This window comes from Paenibacillus sp. PvR133 (genome assembly GCF_017833155.1).
In the GTDB taxonomy this organism is placed as follows: domain Bacteria; phylum Bacillota; class Bacilli; order Paenibacillales; family Paenibacillaceae; genus Paenibacillus; species Paenibacillus polymyxa_B.
Map to the genome: position 1 here is coordinate 1,879,227 of NZ_JAFIBS010000001.1, position 22,258 is coordinate 1,901,484.

Here is a 22,258-nt window from a genome sequence, read left to right on the forward strand (position 1 = left end):
GTTATGGCACAAAGGAGGTCTATCATGGAACGTAAAGCGGTCGTTGTGGGTGCAACAGGGCTAGTCGGGGGTTATGTTGTACGAGAGCTGCTGGTGCAAAAGGAATACAACCGCGTCATGGTTATGGGCAGACGTCCGTTGGACATCAAGCATCCCAAGCTGGAGCAGGCGCTCATCGATTGGGAACAGCCACAGAAAGCGGCGTTTGCCTTCGAAGGGGTGGATGATGTTTTTTGCTGCCTTGGGACAACAATGAAAAAAGCTGGCACCAAGGAGCAGTTTCGTCAGGTGGATCTGGACTATCCGGTGCTGGCTGCCCAGTTGGGCAAAGAGGCTGGTGCTGTACAGATGCTAGCTATCTCAGCGATGGGGGCCGATCCAGATTCACGCGTGTTTTATAACCGCACCAAGGGTGAGGCTGAAGAGGCGCTTGCCGCTATCGGGCTGCCTGCGCTGCATTTGTTCCGTCCGTCGCTGATTTTGGGCGCGAGACCTGAACGACGTATGGGCGAAGCCGCTGCCACTGTTGTCATGAAAGCGCTGGACGGTCTAATGACGGGCAAGCTCGCTTCCTACCGCGCTATCCCGGCTTCGGTCATCGCACGAGCCATGGTACGAATCGCTCTTGCGCAGGCGAGCGGCGTACATATTTATCCGAACGACATCATTCGGGTCATTGGTGCAGAGCTAACATCCGATGATGAGGAACCTGTTACAGGAACAGCTCCTGATGAGAACGTGTAAAACCACGGCAGGAATAAAATGACAATAACGCCGCTGTTGCCCAATGATTCGGACAACAGCGGCGTTATTTGTGTTTTATTGGTGGTTTGTTTTTTGCGGCACATCTATCGTAATCTCTAATTCATCAATGTAATAGCGTGTCCAGTTGCCATTAGCATCGAGTAGGGCACTGCCTCTTGGTTGTGTTGGCAATATATAAGGCTTGAAAATGATCTTCTGGGGAGTGTCTACAAAAGGAGTAAACAGGGTGATCATTTTGCTGTCACGTTCTTTGGTAAGGGGAACTCCAGAGCCGCTCAGGAGCTGGAGTTCTCTTCCCTGCTCGTCGAATATAGCATACTCAAGCATATCCAATTCCTTTTTGGTGTACTGGATCGTGTGGCCGTTTTTGATGTACTTGTATTCTCGCTCCACGATATAATCATCCGGCATATGTGCAATATCGGTCAGTATTTTGAACGACGTTGTGATCTTGGTCGTGATGGGTGTAATTTCTACCTTTTCTGCCGTAAATGTAAGATACGGATTAGACTTGCTCATTTGCAGCTGAAGTATCTTGTTATTTATTTTAGTTTTGTGAACCGTGGTTTGTATGCGAAACGGCTCGGCTATACCTTTTAACTTTGCATATACCTCTAGCTCAAACTGATCCGATAAGGCGGGTTTACCACTGGCAGGGTCACGCATATACGCAATCAGCATAGAATTACTGTCTTTGCCTGGGCGGCCATACATGAAATTAAAGGCGCCATTATTGCTATTGACCGATGTCCCATTGATGAACAGGTCCACTTTCTCCAGAATGTCCTCCTCGGGCTGTCCTTGCGTTTGGATGGCCGGATATAGGGTTTGATGTTGTGAATCTCCGCCGCTCTTTTCCAACGCCACGACCAAGCGTGTCCCGTCAAATATGATTTGTGGTACCTTTAATGTAATACCGCTATGGGTAACACTGAGATTCGAGGAAGTTGCGAACCCTTTCTGATCAGCGGTTTGCAGCCCGAGATCCCCAGCAAGCTTGAACACGCTGTCTACAAGGGGAACCTGTTTCAGTGATTCTGCCATTGTAGGCGAAACAAAGGCGCTACCAATGATCATAATGCCAATGGCAGCCGCAGAAGCAGCGACAATTGCGGTTCCCCGAAGAAATCTTTTGACTGGTCCATGTAAGGAAGAGGAAGGAGACTTGGATAACGGCTCCACATCCGATTCCATTTGTGTGTAAAATGCATCTAAGCGTTCTCTTACCAAATCGGGAATCATTACCGTGTCTGCTTCCAAGTTTTCTTTTTCTGATTGTAATTTCTGGTCCAGCTCTTTATTCTGTTTCTCAAACTCTGAAGGGCTCATTGAAAGGTCACCTTCCTTTCTCCGCGATTTTGTAGCAGGTCCATTAATGTTCTGCGAGCACGGTGTAATCGTGTTTTGACGGCCCCCTCTGATACATCCAGTACCTCTGATATTTCTCTGATCGGCATATCCCGCAAATAGTGCAGGGAAATCACAGTTCGCATGGACTCCTCCAAGTGGTCGATGGCCTCGCGCAGTTCGATTTTTTCATATCCGCCCGAAATGGAGGGTTCCTTTATAAATTCCGCCACGGGTACGATCCGTTTTTGCTTGCGGATAATGAGATGGCACTCATTAATGAGGATGCGAAGCAGCCATGTTTTAAAATAGCGAGGTTCACGCAGCTCACCCAGAGACTGGTATGCCTTGAGCATCGCCTCTTGCATCGCGTCCGCGCAATCTTCATTGCTGCGAAGAATGGAACGCGCCATGCCATACATATCGGATTCCATATGTTTCATCAAGGCGACGAATGCCTTGCGGTCCCCCTGCCTTGCTTGGTGTAAGTTTGTTTCGAGATTCAAAGGATGGTGCTCCTTTCCCGTCTATACTGGCTATGATCATTGTACCTGTATCTGTATTTGTAGAATTTATTTTGTAGCAGGTTATAGGAGTTAGATGATACATAGGCGCTAAAGGTTACAGCGGATATAAAAAAATATAGCACCGTCGCAAGGGATGGCTTAAAAGAAGCCCATTGCGTTAATCCGTCGCACGGAATAGTGGCTTTGGACTTCACATGCTATAATACGGTGAACCAGTATCAGGAAGGAGAATCCAACCCATATGAAAAAAACAATTGCTACTGAAAAAGCACCCGGTGCTATCGGCCCTTATAGCCAAGCGGTAGAGGCAGGCGGGTTTATTTACACCTCGGGACAGCTTGGACTAAATCCGGCAACAGGTGAGTTTGGTAAGGATGTACAGGAGCAGGCACGCCTGTCCTTGAGCAACGTACAAGCCATTCTGGAAGCGGCAGGCAGCAACATGAACCAGGTTGTGAAAGCGACTGTATTCCTGAAGGACATGAACGATTTTGTCAGCGTCAATGAGGTGTACAGTTCTTTCTTCGAGCAACCGTACCCAGCGCGTAGTGCGGTGGAGGTAGCTCGTCTGCCTAAGGATGCACTGGTGGAGATTGAAGTCATTGCATTGAAGGGCGAATAGTCTGAAAGGTCCGTTCATAAAATAAAAAGTTTGTATGGCAACCGGGTGTCTCTATTAAATAGAGGCACCCGGTTGCTCAAATTTAATGTGTTTTGTTTTTTTTTGAATACAGAGTGGAGGTGGAGATGATTAAAAAAATAATTTTCACTGGTGGAGGCTCTTCAGGACATGTAGCAGTAAACCTAGCTTTGATTCCTCACTTACTGGAACAACATTGGAGTGTCCAATACATAGGCTCTGAACAAGGAATTGAAAGAAAATTGATTTCTGGACTAGAAGATGTGTGTTATTTCAGTATCTCAACTGGGAAATTACGCAGATATTTTGATTGGAATAATTTTAAGGACCCTTTTAAAGTGCTGAAGGGGATTTCTCAAGCGTACCGGATTATAAGAAAAGAAAAACCGGATATTATTTTTTCAAAAGGCGGGTTTGTTTCGGTTCCTGTGGTATTGGCTGGGTGGTTGAATAAAGTCCCTGTAATCATTCATGAATCAGATATTACCCCTGGATTAGCTAATAAGATTTCCAGCATATTTGCTACAGAAATTTGTACTACCTTTCCTGAAACCACTCAGTACTTTCGCTCTAAGCATACCCGGTATGTAGGTGCTATTGTGAGAGATGAACTAAAAGATGGGGAGGCAGCCAAAGGTTTGACTTATTGCGGATTTACTCGAAATAAGCCGATCATTCTGATCATGGGTGGGAGTTTAGGTTCCAAGAAGATCAATGAGATGGTCTGGATGAATTTAGAGGCTTTGCTCGTTCATTTTCAAATCGTCCATATTTGTGGTAAAGACCAAGTGAATCATTCCATTCATATGCATGGCTACAAGCAGTTTGAATACATAAACGATGAACTGGCGGATGTTATGGCGATGGCAGATATGGTTGTTTCTAGGGCGGGTTCAAATTCCATTTTTGAATTCTTAACGCTGCGGAAGCCTATGCTATTGATCCCTCTTTCAAAGGCAGTCAGCCGGGGAGATCAAATTCTAAATGCCAAATCATTTAAAGCGCAAGGCTTTTGTGAGTTTTTAGAAGAAGAAGAGTTGGAATCTGAACGATTTGTTGACATGATTCTTGGTTTGTATGAAAAAAGGTCGGATTATATTATCAATATGAAGAAAATGAATGCAGATCACTCGACAAGCAAGCTTATAGATTTGATTAAAGTCTATACCTAATCACATGGTTAAAATGAATAAACAAAGCAAGCGAGCTTGGGCTAGATGATTAAGACCCAAGCTCGCTTGTTCTGGCTAGGAGATCATATTCGTTTTCTTTAATCCCGTTCTCGATTACGGGCAAAGAATAGCCATAGCGCGTACACCAGAATGATTGCCGCCAAGATCAATGCAGCCAGCCGTACATTTTCATTGTTCGGATGCTCGACGGCGATGGCGACATAGGCCCATACAAATACGAGAGGATAAATGCTGTCGCGATAAGGGAAGCTGACCATGATGGCCAATACGGTGCCGATGAGCAGGATAATGATCGCCCATGTCGTATCGCTGAGTCCCCAGCCACTCCATTCATTCTTTTCCAGTGCCACTGCAATATTGATAATAGTAGCAACAGATACCCAACCGAGGTTCAGGCTGAACGGTAGCTTGACGAACCACATTTCTCCGCGGGTTGGCTGCGGCGTGCGGGTACGTACATACACGACGCTCAAGGAAAGCAAGTATAGAATAATGACGATGACGCACAGCTCTACGTATACATACTGCCAGAGGAAAATCCAGATGATATTGAAGAGACAGCTTAGAATAAAAAAAATACCGATGGACTGAACGCTTGTCTTGGCTTGCCCTGTAGGTGTAGCTTGGTACACGACAAAGCAGGCGAGCAGTACGTAGATGACCGACCAGATGGAAAAAGCGTAACCCGCTGGGGTGATCAAGGTTGGGTACATGTTGGATACAGCAGCAGTGCTTCTGCCACCGATAGGAAGTGTAGAAGCCAGAACGTTAACGAGAACGACAGCGATAAATGCAATAATATTCCACCATTTATACGGATGGCTTCGTGACATAGGGATATCTCCTCCACAACGAATGATGATCCAAAAATGACCGACTGGTCACAAGCTTCTATTATGAATATACCCACTTTGCTTTCGAATATGTCCTAACCGGAAAAATGTTTCTTGATCCCGGTAAAATCATAAAAAGTTGTATGTATATGCAGTCATATGTAGTACAATGGTGAAAATTTTAAGCACTATATAAGCTGAATTTCCTCAAAATTCAAATTATATAGAAGTAAGGAGATAAGTAGAATGAATGGCTTGGAGAAAGTAGGGAAATTTGTAGGAGGAACCTTTTCCATCTGGGTACTTTTATTTGCATGCTTGGGATTTTTCTTTCCTGCGGCGTTTACAGGGTTGAAAGGATACATACAGTTATTTTTGGGCATTGTCATGTTCGGGATGGGGCTGACTTTATCTGCGGCTGACTTTCGTGAAGTATTCCGGCGTCCAGTGGATGTGGCTATTGGTGTGGTCGGACATTATCTGATTATGCCGTTTCTGGCCTTTGGATTGGCATTAGTATTGCAGCTGCCACCGGATATTGCGGTAGGTGTCATTTTGGTAGGCTGTTGCCCGAGTGGAACCGCGTCCAACGTAATGACGCTCTTATCCAAAGGCGATGTGGCGTTGGGCGTGTCGATTGCTTCAGTATCGACGCTGATTGCTCCACTAGCTACCCCGGCCATGATTAACCTGCTTGCTGGACGTTGGATGAATATTGATGCGAAGTCGCTGATCATGGATATTCTCATCGTGGTTATTGTCCCCATTGTGTTGGGTGTTATCGTCAAATCGCTATTTCGCAAACAGGCAGAAGCCAGTGTCCAGGCGCTGCCGCTCATATCAACACTGGTGATTATGCTCATCGTGGCTATTGTGATTGCAGGCAGCAAAGGCAAGATTTTGGAGACAGGTCCGATTATTTTTGGTGTGGTTATTTTGCATAACGGTATCGGGTTCCTGCTCGGATATTGGTTTGCCAAGCTATTCGGTATGAATCTTTCCAAGCGTAAAGCTGTTACTCTGGAAACGGGAATGCAGAATTCCGGACTGGGCGCTGCGCTGGCAGCAGCTCATTTTAATCCGATTGCTGCTGTACCGAGTGCGATTTTTAGCGTGTGGCATAATATTTCCGGCTCGTTGCTCGCGACCTGGTTTTCCCGCCGGGAGGAGAAGAACAGCACATCCGGGAACCATTAAGCTTTGTCAGTGGCTTGTGACAAGTGGCTGCGGTTCAGCTTTTTCGAACAGTTTGGGGAAGGTCAGAAAGGATAGATTTGACTTTATAGTTGCGGATCATTATACTGTGGTTGTTACAACCACTGTATTTAAGTAAGCAACAGTAGTTTGAGTTCGTTATGGAAGGAAAACTGCATCCAATTCATATTCGGCTTCATGCTTAACAGCCTTATATTATCTGATCTGATTTAAACTGAAGGAGAGAGAACGAATGAACCCAAAATATAATTCTCTATTTGAAGCTTTTACCCTGCCATCCGGTGTTACGTTGAAGAACCGTATTACCATGGCACCTATGACTAACTTTGCTTCCCACGAAAATGGTGAAGTCAGTGACGAGGAACTGGCATACTACCGTGAACGCTCCGGTGGTGTGGGCGCGGTTATTACCGCTTGTGTGTATGTAACTCCAGATGGCAAAGGATTTGTTAATGAGTTCGGTGCGGACAAGGATGAAATGATTCCTAGCCTGCGCCGTCTGGCAGATACGATTCATCAGGAGGGCGCGAAAGCGATCCTGCAAATTTATCATGGTGGCCGCCTGTGTCCACCGGATCAAATTCCAGATGGACAGCCGATCAGTGCAAGCGCAGTAGCCGAGGAAAAAGAAGGCGCGCCTGTGCCGCGTGAAATGACATCCGACGATATCCACCGCGTCATTCGTGCCTATGGCGAAGCGACTCGCCGCGCGATTGAAGCAGGCTATGATGGTGTGGAGCTTCACGGAGCGAACGGTTACCTGGTGCAGCAGTTCTTCTCCCCGCATTCCAACATTCGTACTGATGAATGGGGAGGAAGTCTTGAGAAACGCTTGGCCTTTCCGCTGGCGATTGTTCACGAAGTGAAGAAAGTGATCGCAGAGCATGCGAAGCGTCCATTCATTTTCGGCTACCGCTTGTCTCCTGAGGAAGGACACACGCCAGGCATTACGCTGGATGATACGATGGTGCTTGTAGACCGTCTGGCGGATCAAGGTTTGGATTACCTGCACATTTCCGTAAATCATTTCTTTGGTGGTTCGTTCCGTGACCGTGGTGACGAACGGTCACGTACCGTTCTCATCCATGAGAAGGTAGGTAACCGTGTGCCGATTATGGGAGTTGGGTCGCTGAATACACCGGACGAGGCGCTTGCAGCACTGGAGACAGGTGTACCGCTTGTATCGCTGGGACGTCCGCTTTTGATGGAGCCGCAATGGGTTCAGAAGGTGCAAAACGGCACAGAAGATACCATTCGCACGACATTATCCAAGCAAGCCCAGCAGGAGCTAGTCATTCCTGACTACTTGTGGGGTGCGTTGACGACCCTTCCAGGCTGGATGCCTGTTACGGACTAAATTTTGAACGATGGAGATACCCTAGGCTGCTCTCATGCACCTGGGGTATTTTCCTGTCTCGTGACCGTGAACAATAATATAGGAATAACTGAGAAAGAAGGAAAATGACAATGTTACATAAAGCTAATGGCGCCATTTTGATAAAGTCCACCCATCCGGGGCTACAGATTCGATTGTTACAAGTAAGTGATGCAGAACGTTTATTAGAGATCAGACGTGAAAATTTTGATTTTTTCAAACCGTTCGAGCCAGAACGACCTGAAATTTACTTTACGCTGGAAGAACAGGCGCGTCTGATTTCTAACGGTTTGGAAGCGGCACAAGCCGGACAGGGATATACGTTTGGACTTTTTTTGCCGGAAAATGATAAGCTGATCGGCAGAATGGAGCTGTCGGGTATCGCTAGAGGCCCCTTTCAAAACGCCAATCTGGGTTACTTTGTAGATCCTGCATACCACGGACAAGGCTATGCCACTTCCGCAGTGAAGGATATTGTACGCTACGCCTTAAATGAGTTGGAATTACACCGTATTCAAGCTGGAGTGATGCCAAGAAATACGCCTTCCAATCGAGTGATGGAAAAGGCAGGATTTCGCCGCGAAGGGCTGGCTCTCAACTATTTGAAGATTAATGGTGTGTGGGAAGATCACGTGTTGTATGCGGTCACGGCTGAGGATTTGCAGAATGGCGTTTTCTGAATTCTCCGGGCGTGACCCCCTCCAGTTTTTTGAACACCTTGCCAAAATATTTTTCATCCTGATACCCGACCATACCGGCAATATGATGAAGGCGCAGCTTGTCATTCAGCAGCAATAGCTTTGCCTTGCTCATCCTGATCTGACACAAATAGTCTGACAGATTAACCCCGTACTCCTGCTTAAATTTACGAGAAATATATTCCCGACTGAGATAAAAGCGACTCGCCATATCCTGTAGAGAAATGTCCTCGTCATAGTGTGCATCCAGATAGCGGGCAATATCACGGATGGTCGGGTTGTTTGGGCTATGGCTTGGTGTAAGTGCCTGACCGGCTGCCAGCAGTCGGTTTTCAACCTGTCTTTGCCATAAGGGCAGGGAAAGCATACCACGGTTGTCGACCGGCAATGCATGAATGGAGCAGGACTCCTCTGCCAGTTCCTCGCCATCGGTATCTCCGGGTCTGTCATTCAGCCAACGGGCCAGCATCCAGTCCAACTCCTGATTCCAACTGGCTAGCTGCTCTGCTGTCACCGAAGGCAGCTCGGCTACGGCTGCTATCCAGTGGCCTACCGCTATCGACACACGATTGGCATTACAGCTGAGCGCACTAAGCCGTAGCTCTTCTTCCATCTCAGGCAACTGGGGAAGACGAATGTTCTGCCGTGTCTGGGAACTCTGGTGCATCCAGTCGGCGGTTTGCAACACATCCCGTTTCCACAACGCTTGCCGTGCCTCTTGGTAGGCAGTGGCTGCCGCTATGGGAAAAGCGCCAAAAGAGCCATAAGAGCCAACCCCGATGTGCATGTAACACCGCAAAGCCGTTTTGATCCCTGTGTGAATATCCTGCAAGAGCAGCGGCCAACGAGATGGCTCGCCCCAATATAGCAGAATAATTTCGTCCATACGCTCCAGATGACGGAATGCAATTCCGGTTTGAGAAGTTCCAAGAAATTCGTTGCAGATGTTAATCAGGGAAAAGCTCAAAAGCGCACGACGCGTTTTATATTTGTCCAGTATATCGGCATCCAGCTGCGTGGTGCTCATCACAGCTGCATTACATATCTGAATAGCTGCGGGAAGACGTAACTCCTCACGTAAGGGCGTAATGGAAAGAGGGGTACTCGCTATACCGGAAACGATCTCAGTCAGGAGCTTATCAGCATAGTGCGGCCTCATCCGGTTGACCTCCATGGCCTGCATCGTCTGCCTGTTCCGGTCTTGCTCCGCTGTCCGCCAGGCTTGAGTGGCTTTATTTAGAGCCTCGTTAATCTCCACTGGATCTACGGGCTTAAGAATATAGTCCATGCCTCCCCGGCGGATGACCTGTCGAACCAAGTCAAAATCATCATAACCACTGACCACCACAACTCGGGTTGCTGGGGAATTGACTTGAATCCACTCCATCAGTGCTACTCCATCCTTGCCGGGCATCCGCATATCCGTAAGTACAACGGGTGGGGAAAGGGCGGTAATGACCTCAATCGCCTGATCGCCCGACTCAGCTTCAAGTACCTCGCTCACACCGCACGCTTCCCAATGTACGAGCATCCGAATGGCATGGCGTACATGCTTCTCATCATCCACAATCAGGACTTTCATCGACAGATCACTCTCCCTTAATATGAATTTCCGTAGGGACTTCAGTACGAATTTCGAGTGTATAACGAACGCCATGAGGCAGAATGTTGTCTACGCACAGGGTGTTGGAACCATCCTCCGAGTGAAGCTGAATACGCAATAGAACATTACGAAGGCCAATGGAGTCCTGCTCGCTAGTGTCCGGCTCCTCGTAGGCTTTCAGCGGACGTTTTAACATATGCTGGAGCTGCTCCAAATCGGCCTGTGGAATGGAAATTCCGTTATTTTCCACGGTTATTTTCACAATGCCTTCCTGGATTCGGCTGCCTGTAATGCGAATTTCACCGGGCCCCAGTCGGGGATCGGCACCGTGTTTAAAGTAGTTTTCCACCAACGGTTGGAGAATCATTTTTGGCACCCGATCATTTAGCACCTCATCTTCCCACTGGTAAGTGACCTCTAATTGCTCACCGAAGCGTTCCTTTTGTAAATCAAGATATTGTTTTACATGTTCGGCTTCTTCCTTGAGTGTAACGACTGTATGGTCCCGCATGTTATAACGCAGCATTTTGGCAAGGGAAGAGAGCAGAGAATAAATTCGCGGCACCTCATGCTGTAGAGCCAGGGTTCCAATAGACTGTAGCGTATTATATAAAAAGTGAGGATTAATCTGTGCTTGAAGCGCTTTCAATTGATGTGTCTTGTTAGCCAGCTCCAGCTTGTATTCCCGCAAAATGAGGTTATTAATGGTATCCATCATCTGTCTGAAACGGCGCGACAGTACTCCGATCTCATCGTTACTCATGGCCCGAATGTCTACATCCAGTTGACCGGACTGAATCTGGTTTATGTAGCGAGTCAGCCGCTTAATAGGTTCCGTGATTTTTATCGAAATCCATAACGTGGCCACAATGACAAGTAGCAACGCTGCGCCTGTAATGACCGCATTAATCTGAGTCAGGCGGGTAGCCCGTAAATACAGCGTACGATTTGGAATTTTCTTGACGAGCGTCCAGCCTGACAGGTTGGCATCCAGCTTGCCGTACACGTGCAGTGCCGTATCATCCTCAATCACTCCGTGCTCGCCTTCTTTAGAAATTCGATTGAGCAGGTCAGATTCCTTCCAGTGTGTTCCAATCGCTGCTTCTTTTCCACTATATATGATTGTTCCGTTCCGATCGATCAAAAACAGCTCCTCTGTATCCGCATCATACAATTGACGGCAAATACTGCGCAGCGGCTCCAGATCAACATCTATAGCCAGTACCCCAAGCGTCTCTGAGGCAGGAATGTTCCGAATCGCCCGATGAAGTGTAAATACCTGCCGCTTTGTGCTGTGCTCCGCATAGGAAACCGCCGAAAAGCCGTACAAATGCTTCATGTGCGAAGGCTGTATGAATAGTCCAGAAGGGCCGTAATGAATAGAACCAGTAAAGGGCTCCAGTCGGAATTCCCGTAGCGGGACTGTACTGGTAATCAACGTGGATTGCCCAGCCTCAAAAGAATGCAAATACACTTGGTCAATGCCCGACGAAGCATTCATCATCGTTTGCAGCGTGGTGTAAATTTCAGCGACGGCCCGGTAATCATCCGGGATTTTGGCCAGATTACGCAGAAAATGAGGATCATTATAGACTCCGATGGACGCGCGATTCAGCCCCTGTAAATAGTTATCCAGATTCGTAATTCCTTGAAAGATAAGCCGTTCATTTTCTTGTGTGGCCTGCTCACGCAAGGATTGCTTGGTGAGAACGAAGGTCATTGTCATCGACAGCAGCAGCGGCAGAGTGACGGCAATGAGCAAAAACCAGATCAGGCGGGAACGAATGCTGTGAAATTTCATGCAGTGAGCTCCTTTCACAATTCAAGTTGAGCCAGAGGTCAATATTTTCCCCCCTAATGGTTCACGATCCTACGTGTTCTCGAGAGCGCTTATTCGACATAATGAATATGTGAATCGCATATCCGTACGGCCCAAGCATCATGCTGCTGAAAGAAAGCCGTAAGGGAGCGTTCCAGACACCAATAGACAACAAAGGGGGGATCGGTTTGAATCGCGCCAAGTCGTCGCAATGGCTCCAGCAATGTATTTTTGTAGGGCCGTCGACGTTATTTTTCGTTATCATTATTGTAATCCCTTTCATGCTCGGAATGTACTATTCTTTTACAGAGTGGAATGGGGTAGCCAATCAGGCAAAGTGGGTCGGGCTGGATAATTTCAGTCACATTTTATGGAATGATGACAAATTTGGGACAGCGTTCTGGTTTACGGTCCGTTTTACGGTGGTAGGAGTGGTGGCTGCGAATATTTTTGGCTTTCTACTGGCGTATTTTCTAACCAAACCGCTGAAAACAAAAAATGTACTCAGGACCATCTTTTTTATGCCTAATGTGATCGGAGGTCTGTTGCTGGGCTTTATCTGGCAGTTTATTTTCGTCAAGGGATTTGCAGCAATCGGAGAGAGCACGAACTGGTCCTTCTTCAACCTGTCCTGGTTGGGAGATGAGATCACGGCCTTCTGGGGCATTGTCATCGTGTTTATCTGGCAAACTGCCGGGTATTTGATGGTTATTTATATCTCTTCCCTGACCAATGTGCCCCGCGATATGCTGGAAGCAGCTGAAATTGACGGAGCAAGCCGGATGCAAATTTTGCGGTCGATTATACTTCCTTTGATCATGCCTGCCGTTACGGTTTGTCTTTTCCTGGCGATATCATGGTCATTCAAAATGTTCGATCTCAATTTGTCACTGACCAAAGGCGGTCCCTTCGGGTCCACAGAGTCGGTTGCACTCAATATTTACAATGAAGCGTTTGTGAATAATCGTTATGGGCTGGGAACAGCTAAAGCACTCATTTTCTTTATCATTGTTGCTCTGGTTACGAGCCTTCAGGTACGACTGACGAAAAGTCGGGAGGTGGAAGCGTAAATGGAAACAAGCAAGCGCTACCGCTTTGGAACATGGGCGACCGAGATGGTGATGATCCTCGTCGCATTGTTATTCCTCGTCCCGTTTTACTTTTTATTCGTGAATTCGGTCAAAAGCTTTGGTGACCTGCTCACCGATTCTGCGGCCTGGCCACAAACCTTTGTATGGAGCAACTACGCTAGAGCGTGGAGCATCACGCGTTTTCCCGAAGCTTTATGGAATTCACTCGTGGTTACGGTAATTAGTAATCTGCTGCTCGTACTGATCAGCTCAATGGCTGCTTACCGAATGGTCCGGCGTCCGACGCGTTATAATCGGGTGTTGTTCAGCCTGTTCGTAGCTGCCATGGTCATTCCTTTTCAATCGGTGATGATTCCTTTGGTCAAGGTTGTAAGTACACTGGATTTAATGAACAGTATAAGTGGTCTGGTAATCTGTTATCTGGGATTCGGAGCTCCAATGTCGATCTTTCTCTTTCATGGATTCGTCAAAGGTGTGCCAGTCGAGGTGGAAGAAGCAGCTACGGTGGACGGCTGTACGCCTTACGGAGTGTTTTTCCGAATTGTGTATCCGTTGATGCTACCGATGATGGTAACTGTTATTATTTTAAATACGCTCTGGATTTGGAATGATTATCTCCTGCCTTCTCTGGTACTGCAAAAGGCTGAACTGCGCACGATTCCGATTGCTACCTATGCCTTTTTTGGACAATACACGAAGCAGTGGGATTTGGCTTTGCCTGCTCTGGTGCTGGGCATCTTGCCTGTCATTGTATTCTTTCTGGCCATGCAAAAATATATTATACAAGGTATTATGGCTGGTTCGGTCAAAGGTTGAGTGTGGGATGAGCTGAAAATGTACACGGTGGCCACTCCGCAAACGGATGGTGCTTACCATCGCTGTTGCCTCCAGATTCCCCTGAATAAACGAATAAAGGTGGGAATCTAGAGACAAAGGCGAGCGCTATCGCTTGTTCAGCACCATTCCGTTTTCCGTTTACTCCGTTTCCACATGAATTTTTCGAGTTCATCTGATATGAATTTAGAATAGAAAGGAACATGAAAATGAAAACGCATACTTTTAAAAAGAAAGCTCAAGCACTCATCTTGCTCCTCGCGGCCTTTGCTCTGGTTTTGGCAGGTTGTAACAGCAGTGGCGGACAAAACGCAGGCAAAGAGGAAGTGAAGGAAAAAACAATTCACATTTTTCAGTTTAAGGTAGAGATTGCAGAAGCGCTGAATCGCATGAAGGCAGAATATGAAGCGTCTCATCCAGGCATCAAGCTCGATATTCAGACCGTGGGCGGGGGCAGTGACTATGGTGCGGCGTTAAAGGCGAAGTTCGCCTCCGGGGAGCAACCGGATATTTTTAACGTAGGAGGTTACCGTGAGCTGGATACGTGGCTGGAATATTTGGAGGACCTGTCTGACCAGCCTTGGGTTGGCGATGTGGTGGATGTCGCCAAAGAGCCGATGACCAAAGACGGCAAGCTGTATGGCCAGCCGATGAATCTGGAGGGTTACGGCTTTATTTATAACAAGGATTTGTTCAAGAAGGCGGGGATTACGGAGACCCCTAAAACATTGTCCGAACTGGAGGGAGCTGCGCAAAAGCTCCAAGCTGCAGGGATTACTCCATTTTCTAATGGATATCAGGAGTTTTGGGTGTTAGGCAATCATTTGCTGAACGTGGCATTTGCCAATCAGCCGGACCCTTCGGCCTTCGTCAAAGGACTAAATGATGGAACAGCAAAGATTCCGGGCAACGCTGTATTCGCCGAGTGGGTTAAACTGTTCGATCTGACACTGAAGTATGGCAATTCGAAGCCACTCACGACCGATTACAACACGCAGGTAACGAATTTCGCCACTGGAAAGGCTGCCATGATGCAGCAAGGGAACTGGACTCAGGTCCAAATTGATGGTATTAATCCGAAGCTGAATTTGGGGATTTTGCCTATGCCGATTGGTGAAGACGCAACAGCCGGAGATAAGCTGTTTGTAGGTGTCGCTAACAACTGGGTGGTTAATAAAAATTCGACTGTCAAACCCGAGGCGAAGGAGTTCTTAAACTGGATGGTGACATCCGAGCAGGGGAAAAAGTATATCACCAAGGAATTCAAGTTTATTCCAGCATTCAAGAGCATCGAAGGAGCAGAGGCTGATATGGGCCAATTGGGTGCGGAAGTGGTGAAATACAGTAAGGAAAACAAACTGTTGGGCTGGTTCTTTAGCCGCTATCCTGAAGGAGCACAGCAAGAATTCGGAAGTCAGATGCAAGCTTATGTGGCAGGTAAATCGGATGCTGGGAAGCTATTCGAGGATTTCCAGAGAACATGGGATAATTTGAAGACCAAATAATGAACAAAAGCACGCGATAAAGCCTTCATATTTCAGGGAGATTACGTGATCCTGAAATATGAAGGCTTTTCTGTAAACAAAATTATAAATGGTAATGGAGCAGAGCGATATCCCCGCGGCGTTCTATTTCTTTGAGCTTAAACGTGCTTGGTAGCGTTCCTTCTGGAAATAACGGTATTCCTTGTCCAAGCACCTTGGGAATGATCGCAATGATAGCCTTCTCCAGCAGTCCAGCTTGTAAGAAGGCCCGGACTAACTGGCCTCCACCGACTAGCCATACCGCACCTTCCGATTGTTCTTGTAGACGTGGAACCAGTTCAGTCAGAGCTTCGTCCGTAAATGTAACATGTGGCGCTTGCTGTTGCTCCGTTAATGCTCGTGTGAGCACATAGCATGGCTTGCCAGCATAAGGGAAATCATCTGAGAGCTTCAACACTTCCTCATACGTCAGCCTGCCCATCAGCACTGTACCTACGGTGTCGTAAAAGTCGGCATATCCATTGTCCCCGCCATCCCCTTTAACATCATACAGCCAGTCCACCGAACCGTCCGGCAAAGCGATATACCCGTCGAGACTCATGGCAATATACAGCACAACTGCGTTTGATTTCAAATCCCCCATAGTTCATTCACTCCTTTCTATTTCCTAATGTTACAATGTATTTATGACATAGTATGTCGTAGTTAAACGGTCATTTTAAATTAATTTTTGAATCGAGGGGTACCTTATGAACGAACGCAGGATTGCTCTTATGAGGATACTGGATTCCCGAAAAAAATATACGGCGCGTGAGCTGGCTGAACGTTTTGGTATCTCCGTCAGGACGATACAAAGAGATCTCGACTATTTGCAGCAGACCGGGTTACCCCTTTATACCGAAATGGGCCCCCATGGCGGGTATCGGGCACTTCCCAATCGGCTTCTTCCTCCCCTTCATCTTGCCCGCGACGAGGCTCTGGGTCTTTTTCTCATGCTGCAACTGTTGGAGAACATTCCAGATATCCCTTTTGGCTCGGTTCGTGGACATTTATCCGAGCATTATTATGCCGAGCTTCCACAGGATGTGCAGGACAGTATTGATCAATTAAAGGAGTACATTTCTTTTCGTATGCTACCCACTCACGCAGAGTCACCCTACACCTCAATCATTTTGGAGGCTGCGCTGAATAAGCGCCGGGTGAACATGCATTACCGCTCCGCTTCCGGTGAAAAGTGGACTGAAGTATATCCGATTGGACTGTATTTTGATCACGGATATTGGTACATGCCAGCGCATAGCAGAGACCGCATCATTCTGTACCGTTCAGATCGGGTGATTACAATAACGATGCTGGACGAAACCTTGGACAGCCTTCCCACACTTCAGGAATGGTTGGCTTCGGAGGATTCCCGTATAGGAATTCCGTCTAAAATAAAATTTACCGCATTGGGTGCCAGGCTGGCCGGATCAGATGCCCTCTTCCAAAATGTTTCCCATCAGGAAGGGCAGGGTCAGGAATGGCAGGGATATATTCCGGTCGAAGAGTTTAGATATGTGTCCCGACTTTTGCTAAAATACGGGCCAGAGGCCGAGGTCATATATCCGAAAGAACTGCGGATGAGGGTCAAGGAATTGCTGCAAGACAGCCTGAACCCTTATCTGAAGGATGCAAAAGCAGATGATGAAGAAAAAGACAATTAATCCTGTAAATTGATTCTCTTATTTATAGTTAACCACATGAATATTTAAGGTTATTAACTTATGACTTTCCATTTATTTTTGTGATAAAGTTTTGAAAAGAGCCCGTTTTCGTATATGATGAAGAGTAATAATTCAAAAGGCTGGACGGGAGACAGATATGAATCAACCGCTTTATGGAATATGGCTCGGAGATGTGTTTTTTTGCTTTTCTGGTGAGACGTCGGAACCACGTATCGATGCGTGGAGCAGTGTAATCCGCAGGCTGACGCTAAAGGGAGACCTTCGGCCGTTTCGGCAGGCTGCGTTGCGTCTTGCTGAGGTACGGATACCGAACACTGCTCGTGTGGAAACCGCGGGCAGAGGTGGCAAAAGACGTTCCATGCTGGGGCGTACATTGGAGGGTTTGGCGCTGGAACCGCGCGAGACGATGGCACTGTTGACCCGCATGGACGAGAAGGGCTGTGCGGCATCGGGCATTACGCTGGGCGAGGAAATGCAATATTGGCAAAAAGCTGCTTATTTCGCGCTAGAGCTGATGCAGCGGGGCGAAATTGCGCCATCGCTTACAGAGGCGCGTCCATCGGGACCGCGCCGTCGTGGTCCGGAAGCGGCTGTCGGGGTGTGGATTCCTCGACTGTGTCAAGAGGAGGACATACGCCGCTTTTATGAGCTGGCTGCTGCAATGCCGGCTGTTTGTATGGCGGCTCCGGCTGTTTTTGCGGGCAAGGAGCCTGAAACACGTGAGGATGCAGCCGGAATCGTGCTGTACTCCTTCTTGTGTGCGGTCATCCATGCGGAAACGACCGCGGTGCTGGCAGCCTCAGACCGTGAGCTGGGCCGATATCGCGCAGAGTATCGGCGCGGAGGATCGCCGCTGGCAGAGCTGTGGTGGAACAGTCTGCTGACAGGTTCCCGCCCGGTGGCGATTCAGGGAACGCCCGCGGAGATGGAGGAGCTGGTGCTTCAAGCGTCCTCTCTTGAGGGAAGCGCAATGCCTGTCACGGAACGGGAAGACAAAGAGCCTATAGAAGGGCAACTGCGGTTGTGCCTTCGTTTGGAGCCTTCGCTGGAAGAGAGTGTGAAGGAATGGCGCATTACCTTTTGGGCAGAAAGCGATGCTGAGCCGGGGTTGCGACTGCCTGCTCTGGCACTGTGGGCGCATCCTGAACGTGATCTGGTTCGAGGCGGAATTGTATATCGTCAAGTGCAGGCGCAACTGTTAATGAGGCTCGGACAGGCGGCTGAAGCGGCACCTATATTGCAAGAAGCGTTGAATCGTCCTTATCCCGAGGGGCTGACACTGGAGCCAGAGTTGTTCTTCCGCTTCCTGACGGAAGCCGTTCCTGCACTACAAAAGAACGGTATCACCGTGCAAATGCCTTCACGCTGGAGCCGGGAGGGCCGAAGACGTGCAGGCTTGCGGCTCAAAATGCGTTCGACAGAGCAGGGTGCCAAGCCAGATGGTGTGATTGCCGATACATCGTCTGTCGGCATTAACCGCATGATTTCGTTTGATGCCGAGGCTGTGCTGGGTGATACGATTTTGACGATGGAGGAACTGGAAAGCATCGTCGCGGCCAATTTGCCGTATGTACGTCTCGGAGGGGAATGGATCGAGGTCGATCCCAAGGAAATCCGTCAGGTGCTGCGCTTTATCAAGCGCGGGGAAAACGGTGAGATGAGCTTGTCCGAATGGATGCATCTAGCTGCAGAAAATGAAAGTGCAGGCGAGGCCTCATGGAAGGGCTTGTCCATCTTTGGCGCGGAATCCGCCGGATTGCTTGCGTCCTTGGCTGAGGGCGGCGTACTCCGTTCGGTAGAGCCACGGCCTGTGCCGGAGACGCTGCATGGCGCATTACGGCCCTATCAAGAGCGCGGCTTTCAATGGCTGGCTGCGATGCGTGGATTGGGCTTTGGCGTCTGCCTTGCGGACGACATGGGACTTGGTAAAACGATTCAAGTCATCACCTGCCTGCTCGACGGTGGCATCGGCGCAGATGATCAACGTCCGGCGTTGATCATCTGTCCGACGTCCTTGCTTGGCAACTGGCAGCGCGAGTTGAAGCGCTTTTCACCGGATTTGTCACTGTATATTCACCATGGCAACCAGCGACTCCACGGCGAGCTGTTTCAGGAAAGTGTACGTGAGTATGATATCGTCCTCACTACCTATCATTTGGCGGGCCGGGACGGCAGCGATTTATCTGCGGTATACTGGTCGTCCATCGTGTTGGATGAGGCGCAATATATAAAAAATGCACGAACAAAGCAAGCACAAAGCGTCATGAAGCTGTCTGCTCCACATCGGATTGCCATGACGGGTACCCCGGTAGAGAATCGGCTGAGCGAGCTGTGGTCTATTTTTCAATTTCTGAATCCAGGTTACCTCGGTACGGCTTCTTCATTCCGCCAGCGTTACAGTCTGGCAGGAGAGGAGCGGGGGTCCGCGTTGCGTGAGCTTCATCGCCTCGTCTCCCCGTTCATGCTGCGTCGTCTCAAAAGCGACCCAGATATACGCAAGGATTTGCCAGAGAAGCTGGAGTTGAAATCCTACTGTGTACTGACACCAGAGCAGGCCGGATTGTATCGGGGCGTGGTGGATCAATTATTGGGAACACTGGATGGGCAGATCGGTATGGCTCGCAAAGGGCTTGTTCTATCTTCGCTGACCAAGTTGAAGCAGATTTGTGACCATCCGGGTCTGATCATTCCGGGCCGGGCTGATAGTGGTAAAACTGAAAACTCGGGCAAAATGGAGCGACTGCTGGAATTGGTAGAGACGATTCGCGAGAACGGCGAATCGGCGCTGATATTCACCCAATATGTGTCGATGGGAGAATTGCTGGTCTCTCGTTTGGCCAAAATCTTCGGGGAAGAGCCGTATTTTCTGCATGGAGGACTGGCGAAAACCAGACGTGATGAAATTGTTCACAACTTCCAGCAGGGAGAAGGACCGAATATATTCGTACTTTCCCTGCGTGCAGGTGGCGTGGGCCTGAACCTGACACGCGCCAGCCATGTCATTCACTATGACCGCTGGTGGAATCCTGCAGTGGAAAACCAGGCGACGGACCGCGTATTCCGTATTGGTCAAAGCCGCAATGTACAAGTGCACAAGCTGATTTGCCAAGGTACACTGGAGGAGCGGATCGACGAGCTGATCGAGAGCAAAAAGGCACTTTCCGAGCAGGTTGTCGGCTCCGGTGAACATTGGCTCACCGAAATGTCTGATGATGAATTGCGCGGTCTGATTGCGCTGCAAAATGATGTATGGATTGAGTGAGCAGAGAAAGGATGAAGGCGATGACGAGGCCGCGAGTGAAGCTAAAAGTAACTGACGGTCAATGGATAGCGGAATTAGACGGATTGGGGTTGGAAGGCGAATCAACGGGTGTACCTTCCACACATGCTGTCCAATGGACTGGCCCAGCGCCTGTACTAAACCCCGAACAGCGGAAGGCATGGCTGGAGCAGCTAAAAGCAGATCCTTTGGATATCTATCGTTTTTTGCAAGGGGAAACCTGTCTATCGCTGGATGAGATCGTTCAGCTAGCAGCTGAGACAGCCACTTCCAGCATGGAGGATGGCGTGGGTGTAGTCGACGATGTGAAGAAAGCTCTTCAAGCCGGTCTGGAAAGCGATCCGCAGACCTGTCTGGAACTGATCGGAATGTCGCGGGAAGAGTTGCTGGAGTACGTATTTAGTGCTTGGGCCGGAGAGTTATCCCATGTGCAGGGGACATCCCCCGCGCTTGAGTCTACCTCACGGCCGGAAGGCGGACGCAGCGGATCGGCAGCGATTAGCGAATGGATTGCAGAGTCTGCGGCAGAAGGGGCATTGCATCGTCCCGGTGCGAGCTTTCACGCGATTGAGATTCGTCTGCCGCAGAAGCTTGCTCCTAAGAAGGAAGCGGATATTACGGCTTTGCTGCCGGGTTTACCCCGTGCGGAAGAGGCATTGAAACTCATACGTGAACGGGTAGCTGAGCGGGCCCGAGCTGCAATCCCGCAAAAACGTCATACTCCGTAACAATTCGGGTATATACTTCCTTTTTCGAGTCTATTCGCCTTCATCGAACGGGATAACGGCTTCGAAGAGTGCCAAAAGTTCAGTTACAATGGGGAAACGGAAAAGTGACGGCAAGTCATGCATCAATTGCAATATTGGAGGAGATACCAGCATGAAACGACATATACAACAGACGCGAGCATCTAAGCGCTGGACCAAAGCGCTCATTCCAGGGCTGATCCTGCCAGGGCTATTACTGGCAGCCTGCCAGCAGGGAGGATCAGGTGGACAGGAAAGCGAGCCGTTGAAGTCATCTACAGCGGTACAGGAGAATGTGCAGCCTTCCACCCAGCCGGATGCGGACAATGGCAGCACTAGCGCTGGACAAGCCTCTGCGGGTACAGAAGGCGGACAAGCCGACCCTGTGATGGCGTTGCGGAGCCAGAGTGCGCTGCAAGCCACGGTTAAGGAAGAGGATGGAACCGCGATCGTCACCAATGCGACTTCTGATACAGTCGTTGTGAACAAAAAGCGCAGCTTGCCTGTAGGCTATGTCCCCGATGATCTGGTGGAGCCGCAGGTACCATTTTCCTTCGAGGGACCGCATGAAAAGCGGCATTTGCGTAAGGAAGCGGCAGAGGCACTGGAGAAGCTGTTCGACGGGGCGGAAAAAGACGGCATTGAGCTGCGTGCGGTATCGGGATACCGTTCCTATAAGCGTCAGGTATCTATTTTCAACAACAATGTAAAGACAAAGGGGCAGGAATATGCCTCTAAAGTTAGCGCTGTACCGGGTACGAGTGAGCATCAGACAGGTTTGTCCATTGATGTATCCAGCCCAAGCGTAGGTAATGTGCTGGAGCAATCCTTCGGAGCTTCCAAGGAAGGCGAATGGCTGGAAAAACATGCACCGGAATACGGATTTATTATTCGTTATATGAAGGGGAAGGAAGATGTAACCGGCTATGTGTACGAGCCTTGGCATATCCGTTATGTGGGAATAGACATTGCGGAGGATGTAGCCAAGCAGGGGATGACGCTGGAGGAATATTTCGACGAGAACAATATCAAGCTGTAGCAGCTAAAATCAAGCCGTAATCCTAGGGATTGCGGCTTTTTGTCG

19 protein-coding genes are annotated in these 22,258 nt (G+C 48.8%); 13 read left to right on the forward strand and 6 right to left on the reverse strand.

Annotated elements, in window-relative coordinates; genetic code table 11:
- Positions 1–24: 24 nt before the first annotated feature.
- Complete coding sequence (locus JOE49_RS08370; RefSeq protein ID WP_209940888.1) at positions 25–744, forward strand: NAD(P)H-binding protein; 720 nt, start codon at positions 25–27, stop codon at positions 742–744.
- A 75-nt stretch (positions 745–819) separates the two neighbouring features.
- Here the strand turns inward: JOE49_RS08370 and JOE49_RS08375 are convergent, their stop codons facing one another.
- Together JOE49_RS08375 and JOE49_RS08380 are read right to left on the reverse strand one after the other, a co-directional pair.
- Complete coding sequence (locus JOE49_RS08375; protein WP_209940889.1) at positions 820–2,094, reverse strand: DUF4179 domain-containing protein; 1,275 nt, start codon at positions 2,092–2,094, stop codon at positions 820–822.
- Complete coding sequence (locus JOE49_RS08380; protein WP_028541151.1) at positions 2,091–2,618, reverse strand: sigma-70 family RNA polymerase sigma factor; 528 nt, start codon at positions 2,616–2,618, stop codon at positions 2,091–2,093. The genes JOE49_RS08375 and JOE49_RS08380 overlap by 4 nt, the downstream gene beginning before the upstream one ends.
- Positions 2,619–2,880: 262 nt before the next feature.
- Here JOE49_RS08380 and JOE49_RS08385 point away from each other — a divergent pair, with 262 nt between their 5' ends.
- Together JOE49_RS08385 and JOE49_RS08390 are read left to right on the forward strand one after the other, a co-directional pair.
- Positions 2,881–3,261 (forward strand): RidA family protein, encoded by a 381-nt coding sequence (locus JOE49_RS08385; RefSeq protein ID WP_013308546.1) that lies wholly within the window; start codon positions 2,881–2,883, stop codon positions 3,259–3,261.
- Between the two features lie 125 nt (positions 3,262–3,386).
- Positions 3,387–4,451: an undecaprenyldiphospho-muramoylpentapeptide beta-N-acetylglucosaminyltransferase gene (locus JOE49_RS08390; RefSeq protein ID WP_245248355.1), complete on the forward strand. Its 1,065-nt coding sequence runs from the start codon at positions 3,387–3,389 to the stop codon at positions 4,449–4,451.
- A 98-nt stretch (positions 4,452–4,549) separates the two neighbouring features.
- On the opposite strand, the gene JOE49_RS08395 is transcribed toward JOE49_RS08390, so the two are convergent.
- Complete coding sequence (locus JOE49_RS08395) at positions 4,550–5,305, reverse strand: TspO/MBR family protein (protein ID WP_053324525.1); 756 nt, start codon at positions 5,303–5,305, stop codon at positions 4,550–4,552.
- Between the two features lie 246 nt (positions 5,306–5,551).
- On the opposite strand from JOE49_RS08395, the gene JOE49_RS08400 reads away from it, so the two are divergent.
- From JOE49_RS08400 to JOE49_RS08410, 3 genes are all read left to right on the forward strand, one after another.
- A complete protein-coding gene (locus JOE49_RS08400; protein ID WP_023986785.1) occupies positions 5,552–6,502 on the forward strand; it encodes a bile acid:sodium symporter family protein in 951 nt (316 codons plus the stop codon).
- A gap of 250 nt (positions 6,503–6,752) precedes the next feature.
- Positions 6,753–7,877 carry an NADH-dependent flavin oxidoreductase gene (locus JOE49_RS08405; protein WP_160788615.1) on the forward strand — a complete coding sequence of 375 codons (1,125 nt, stop codon included), beginning with the start codon at positions 6,753–6,755 and terminating at the stop codon, positions 7,875–7,877.
- 110 nt (positions 7,878–7,987) lie between these two features.
- Positions 7,988–8,575, forward strand: coding sequence for a GNAT family N-acetyltransferase (locus JOE49_RS08410; RefSeq protein ID WP_061830002.1), 588 nt, complete (start codon positions 7,988–7,990; stop codon positions 8,573–8,575).
- On the opposite strand, the gene JOE49_RS08415 is transcribed toward JOE49_RS08410, so the two are convergent.
- Both JOE49_RS08415 and JOE49_RS08420 read right to left on the reverse strand, forming a co-directional pair.
- Positions 8,541–10,175, reverse strand: coding sequence for a response regulator transcription factor (locus tag JOE49_RS08415; RefSeq protein WP_160788616.1), 1,635 nt, complete (start codon positions 10,173–10,175; stop codon positions 8,541–8,543). The two genes, JOE49_RS08410 and JOE49_RS08415, sit on opposite strands and share 35 nt — an antisense overlap.
- Positions 10,176–10,182: 7 nt before the next feature.
- Positions 10,183–11,997 carry a sensor histidine kinase gene (locus tag JOE49_RS08420; protein WP_160788617.1) on the reverse strand — a complete coding sequence of 605 codons (1,815 nt, stop codon included), beginning with the start codon at positions 11,995–11,997 and terminating at the stop codon, positions 10,183–10,185.
- Positions 11,998–12,203: 206 nt separating this feature from the next.
- On the opposite strand from JOE49_RS08420, the gene JOE49_RS08425 reads away from it, so the two are divergent.
- The 3 genes from JOE49_RS08425 (at position 12,204) to JOE49_RS08435 (ending at position 15,445) form a co-directional block, all read left to right on the forward strand.
- A complete protein-coding gene (locus JOE49_RS08425; RefSeq protein ID WP_160788618.1) occupies positions 12,204–13,085 on the forward strand; it encodes a carbohydrate ABC transporter permease in 882 nt (293 codons plus the stop codon).
- Entirely contained in the window at positions 13,086–13,922 is an 837-nt protein-coding gene (locus tag JOE49_RS08430) for a carbohydrate ABC transporter permease (protein ID WP_023986791.1), read from the forward strand. It abuts the gene before it with no gap.
- 227 nt (positions 13,923–14,149) lie between these two features.
- Positions 14,150–15,445, forward strand: coding sequence for an ABC transporter substrate-binding protein (locus JOE49_RS08435; protein ID WP_028541145.1), 1,296 nt, complete (start codon positions 14,150–14,152; stop codon positions 15,443–15,445).
- Positions 15,446–15,527: 82 nt separating this feature from the next.
- Here the strand turns inward: JOE49_RS08435 and JOE49_RS08440 are convergent, their stop codons facing one another.
- Positions 15,528–16,067 (reverse strand): dihydrofolate reductase family protein, encoded by a 540-nt coding sequence (locus JOE49_RS08440; RefSeq protein WP_028541144.1) that lies wholly within the window; start codon positions 16,065–16,067, stop codon positions 15,528–15,530.
- Positions 16,068–16,173: 106 nt separating this feature from the next.
- Between JOE49_RS08440 and JOE49_RS08445 the strand changes: the two genes are divergently transcribed.
- The 4 genes from JOE49_RS08445 (at position 16,174) to JOE49_RS08460 (ending at position 22,213) form a co-directional block, all read left to right on the forward strand.
- The gene (locus JOE49_RS08445) at positions 16,174–17,127 is read left to right on the forward strand and encodes a helix-turn-helix transcriptional regulator (protein ID WP_209940890.1); all 954 of its coding nucleotides are present in this window, start codon (positions 16,174–16,176) and stop codon (positions 17,125–17,127) included.
- A gap of 157 nt (positions 17,128–17,284) precedes the next feature.
- Positions 17,285–20,410, forward strand: coding sequence for a DEAD/DEAH box helicase (locus JOE49_RS08450; protein WP_075153685.1), 3,126 nt, complete (start codon positions 17,285–17,287; stop codon positions 20,408–20,410).
- A gap of 20 nt (positions 20,411–20,430) precedes the next feature.
- Entirely contained in the window at positions 20,431–21,156 is a 726-nt protein-coding gene (locus tag JOE49_RS08455) for a phosphoribosylglycinamide synthetase (protein WP_209940891.1), read from the forward strand.
- Positions 21,157–21,307: 151 nt separating this feature from the next.
- The gene (locus JOE49_RS08460) at positions 21,308–22,213 is read left to right on the forward strand and encodes a M15 family metallopeptidase (protein ID WP_071559386.1); all 906 of its coding nucleotides are present in this window, start codon (positions 21,308–21,310) and stop codon (positions 22,211–22,213) included.
- Positions 22,214–22,258 lie beyond the last annotated feature (45 nt).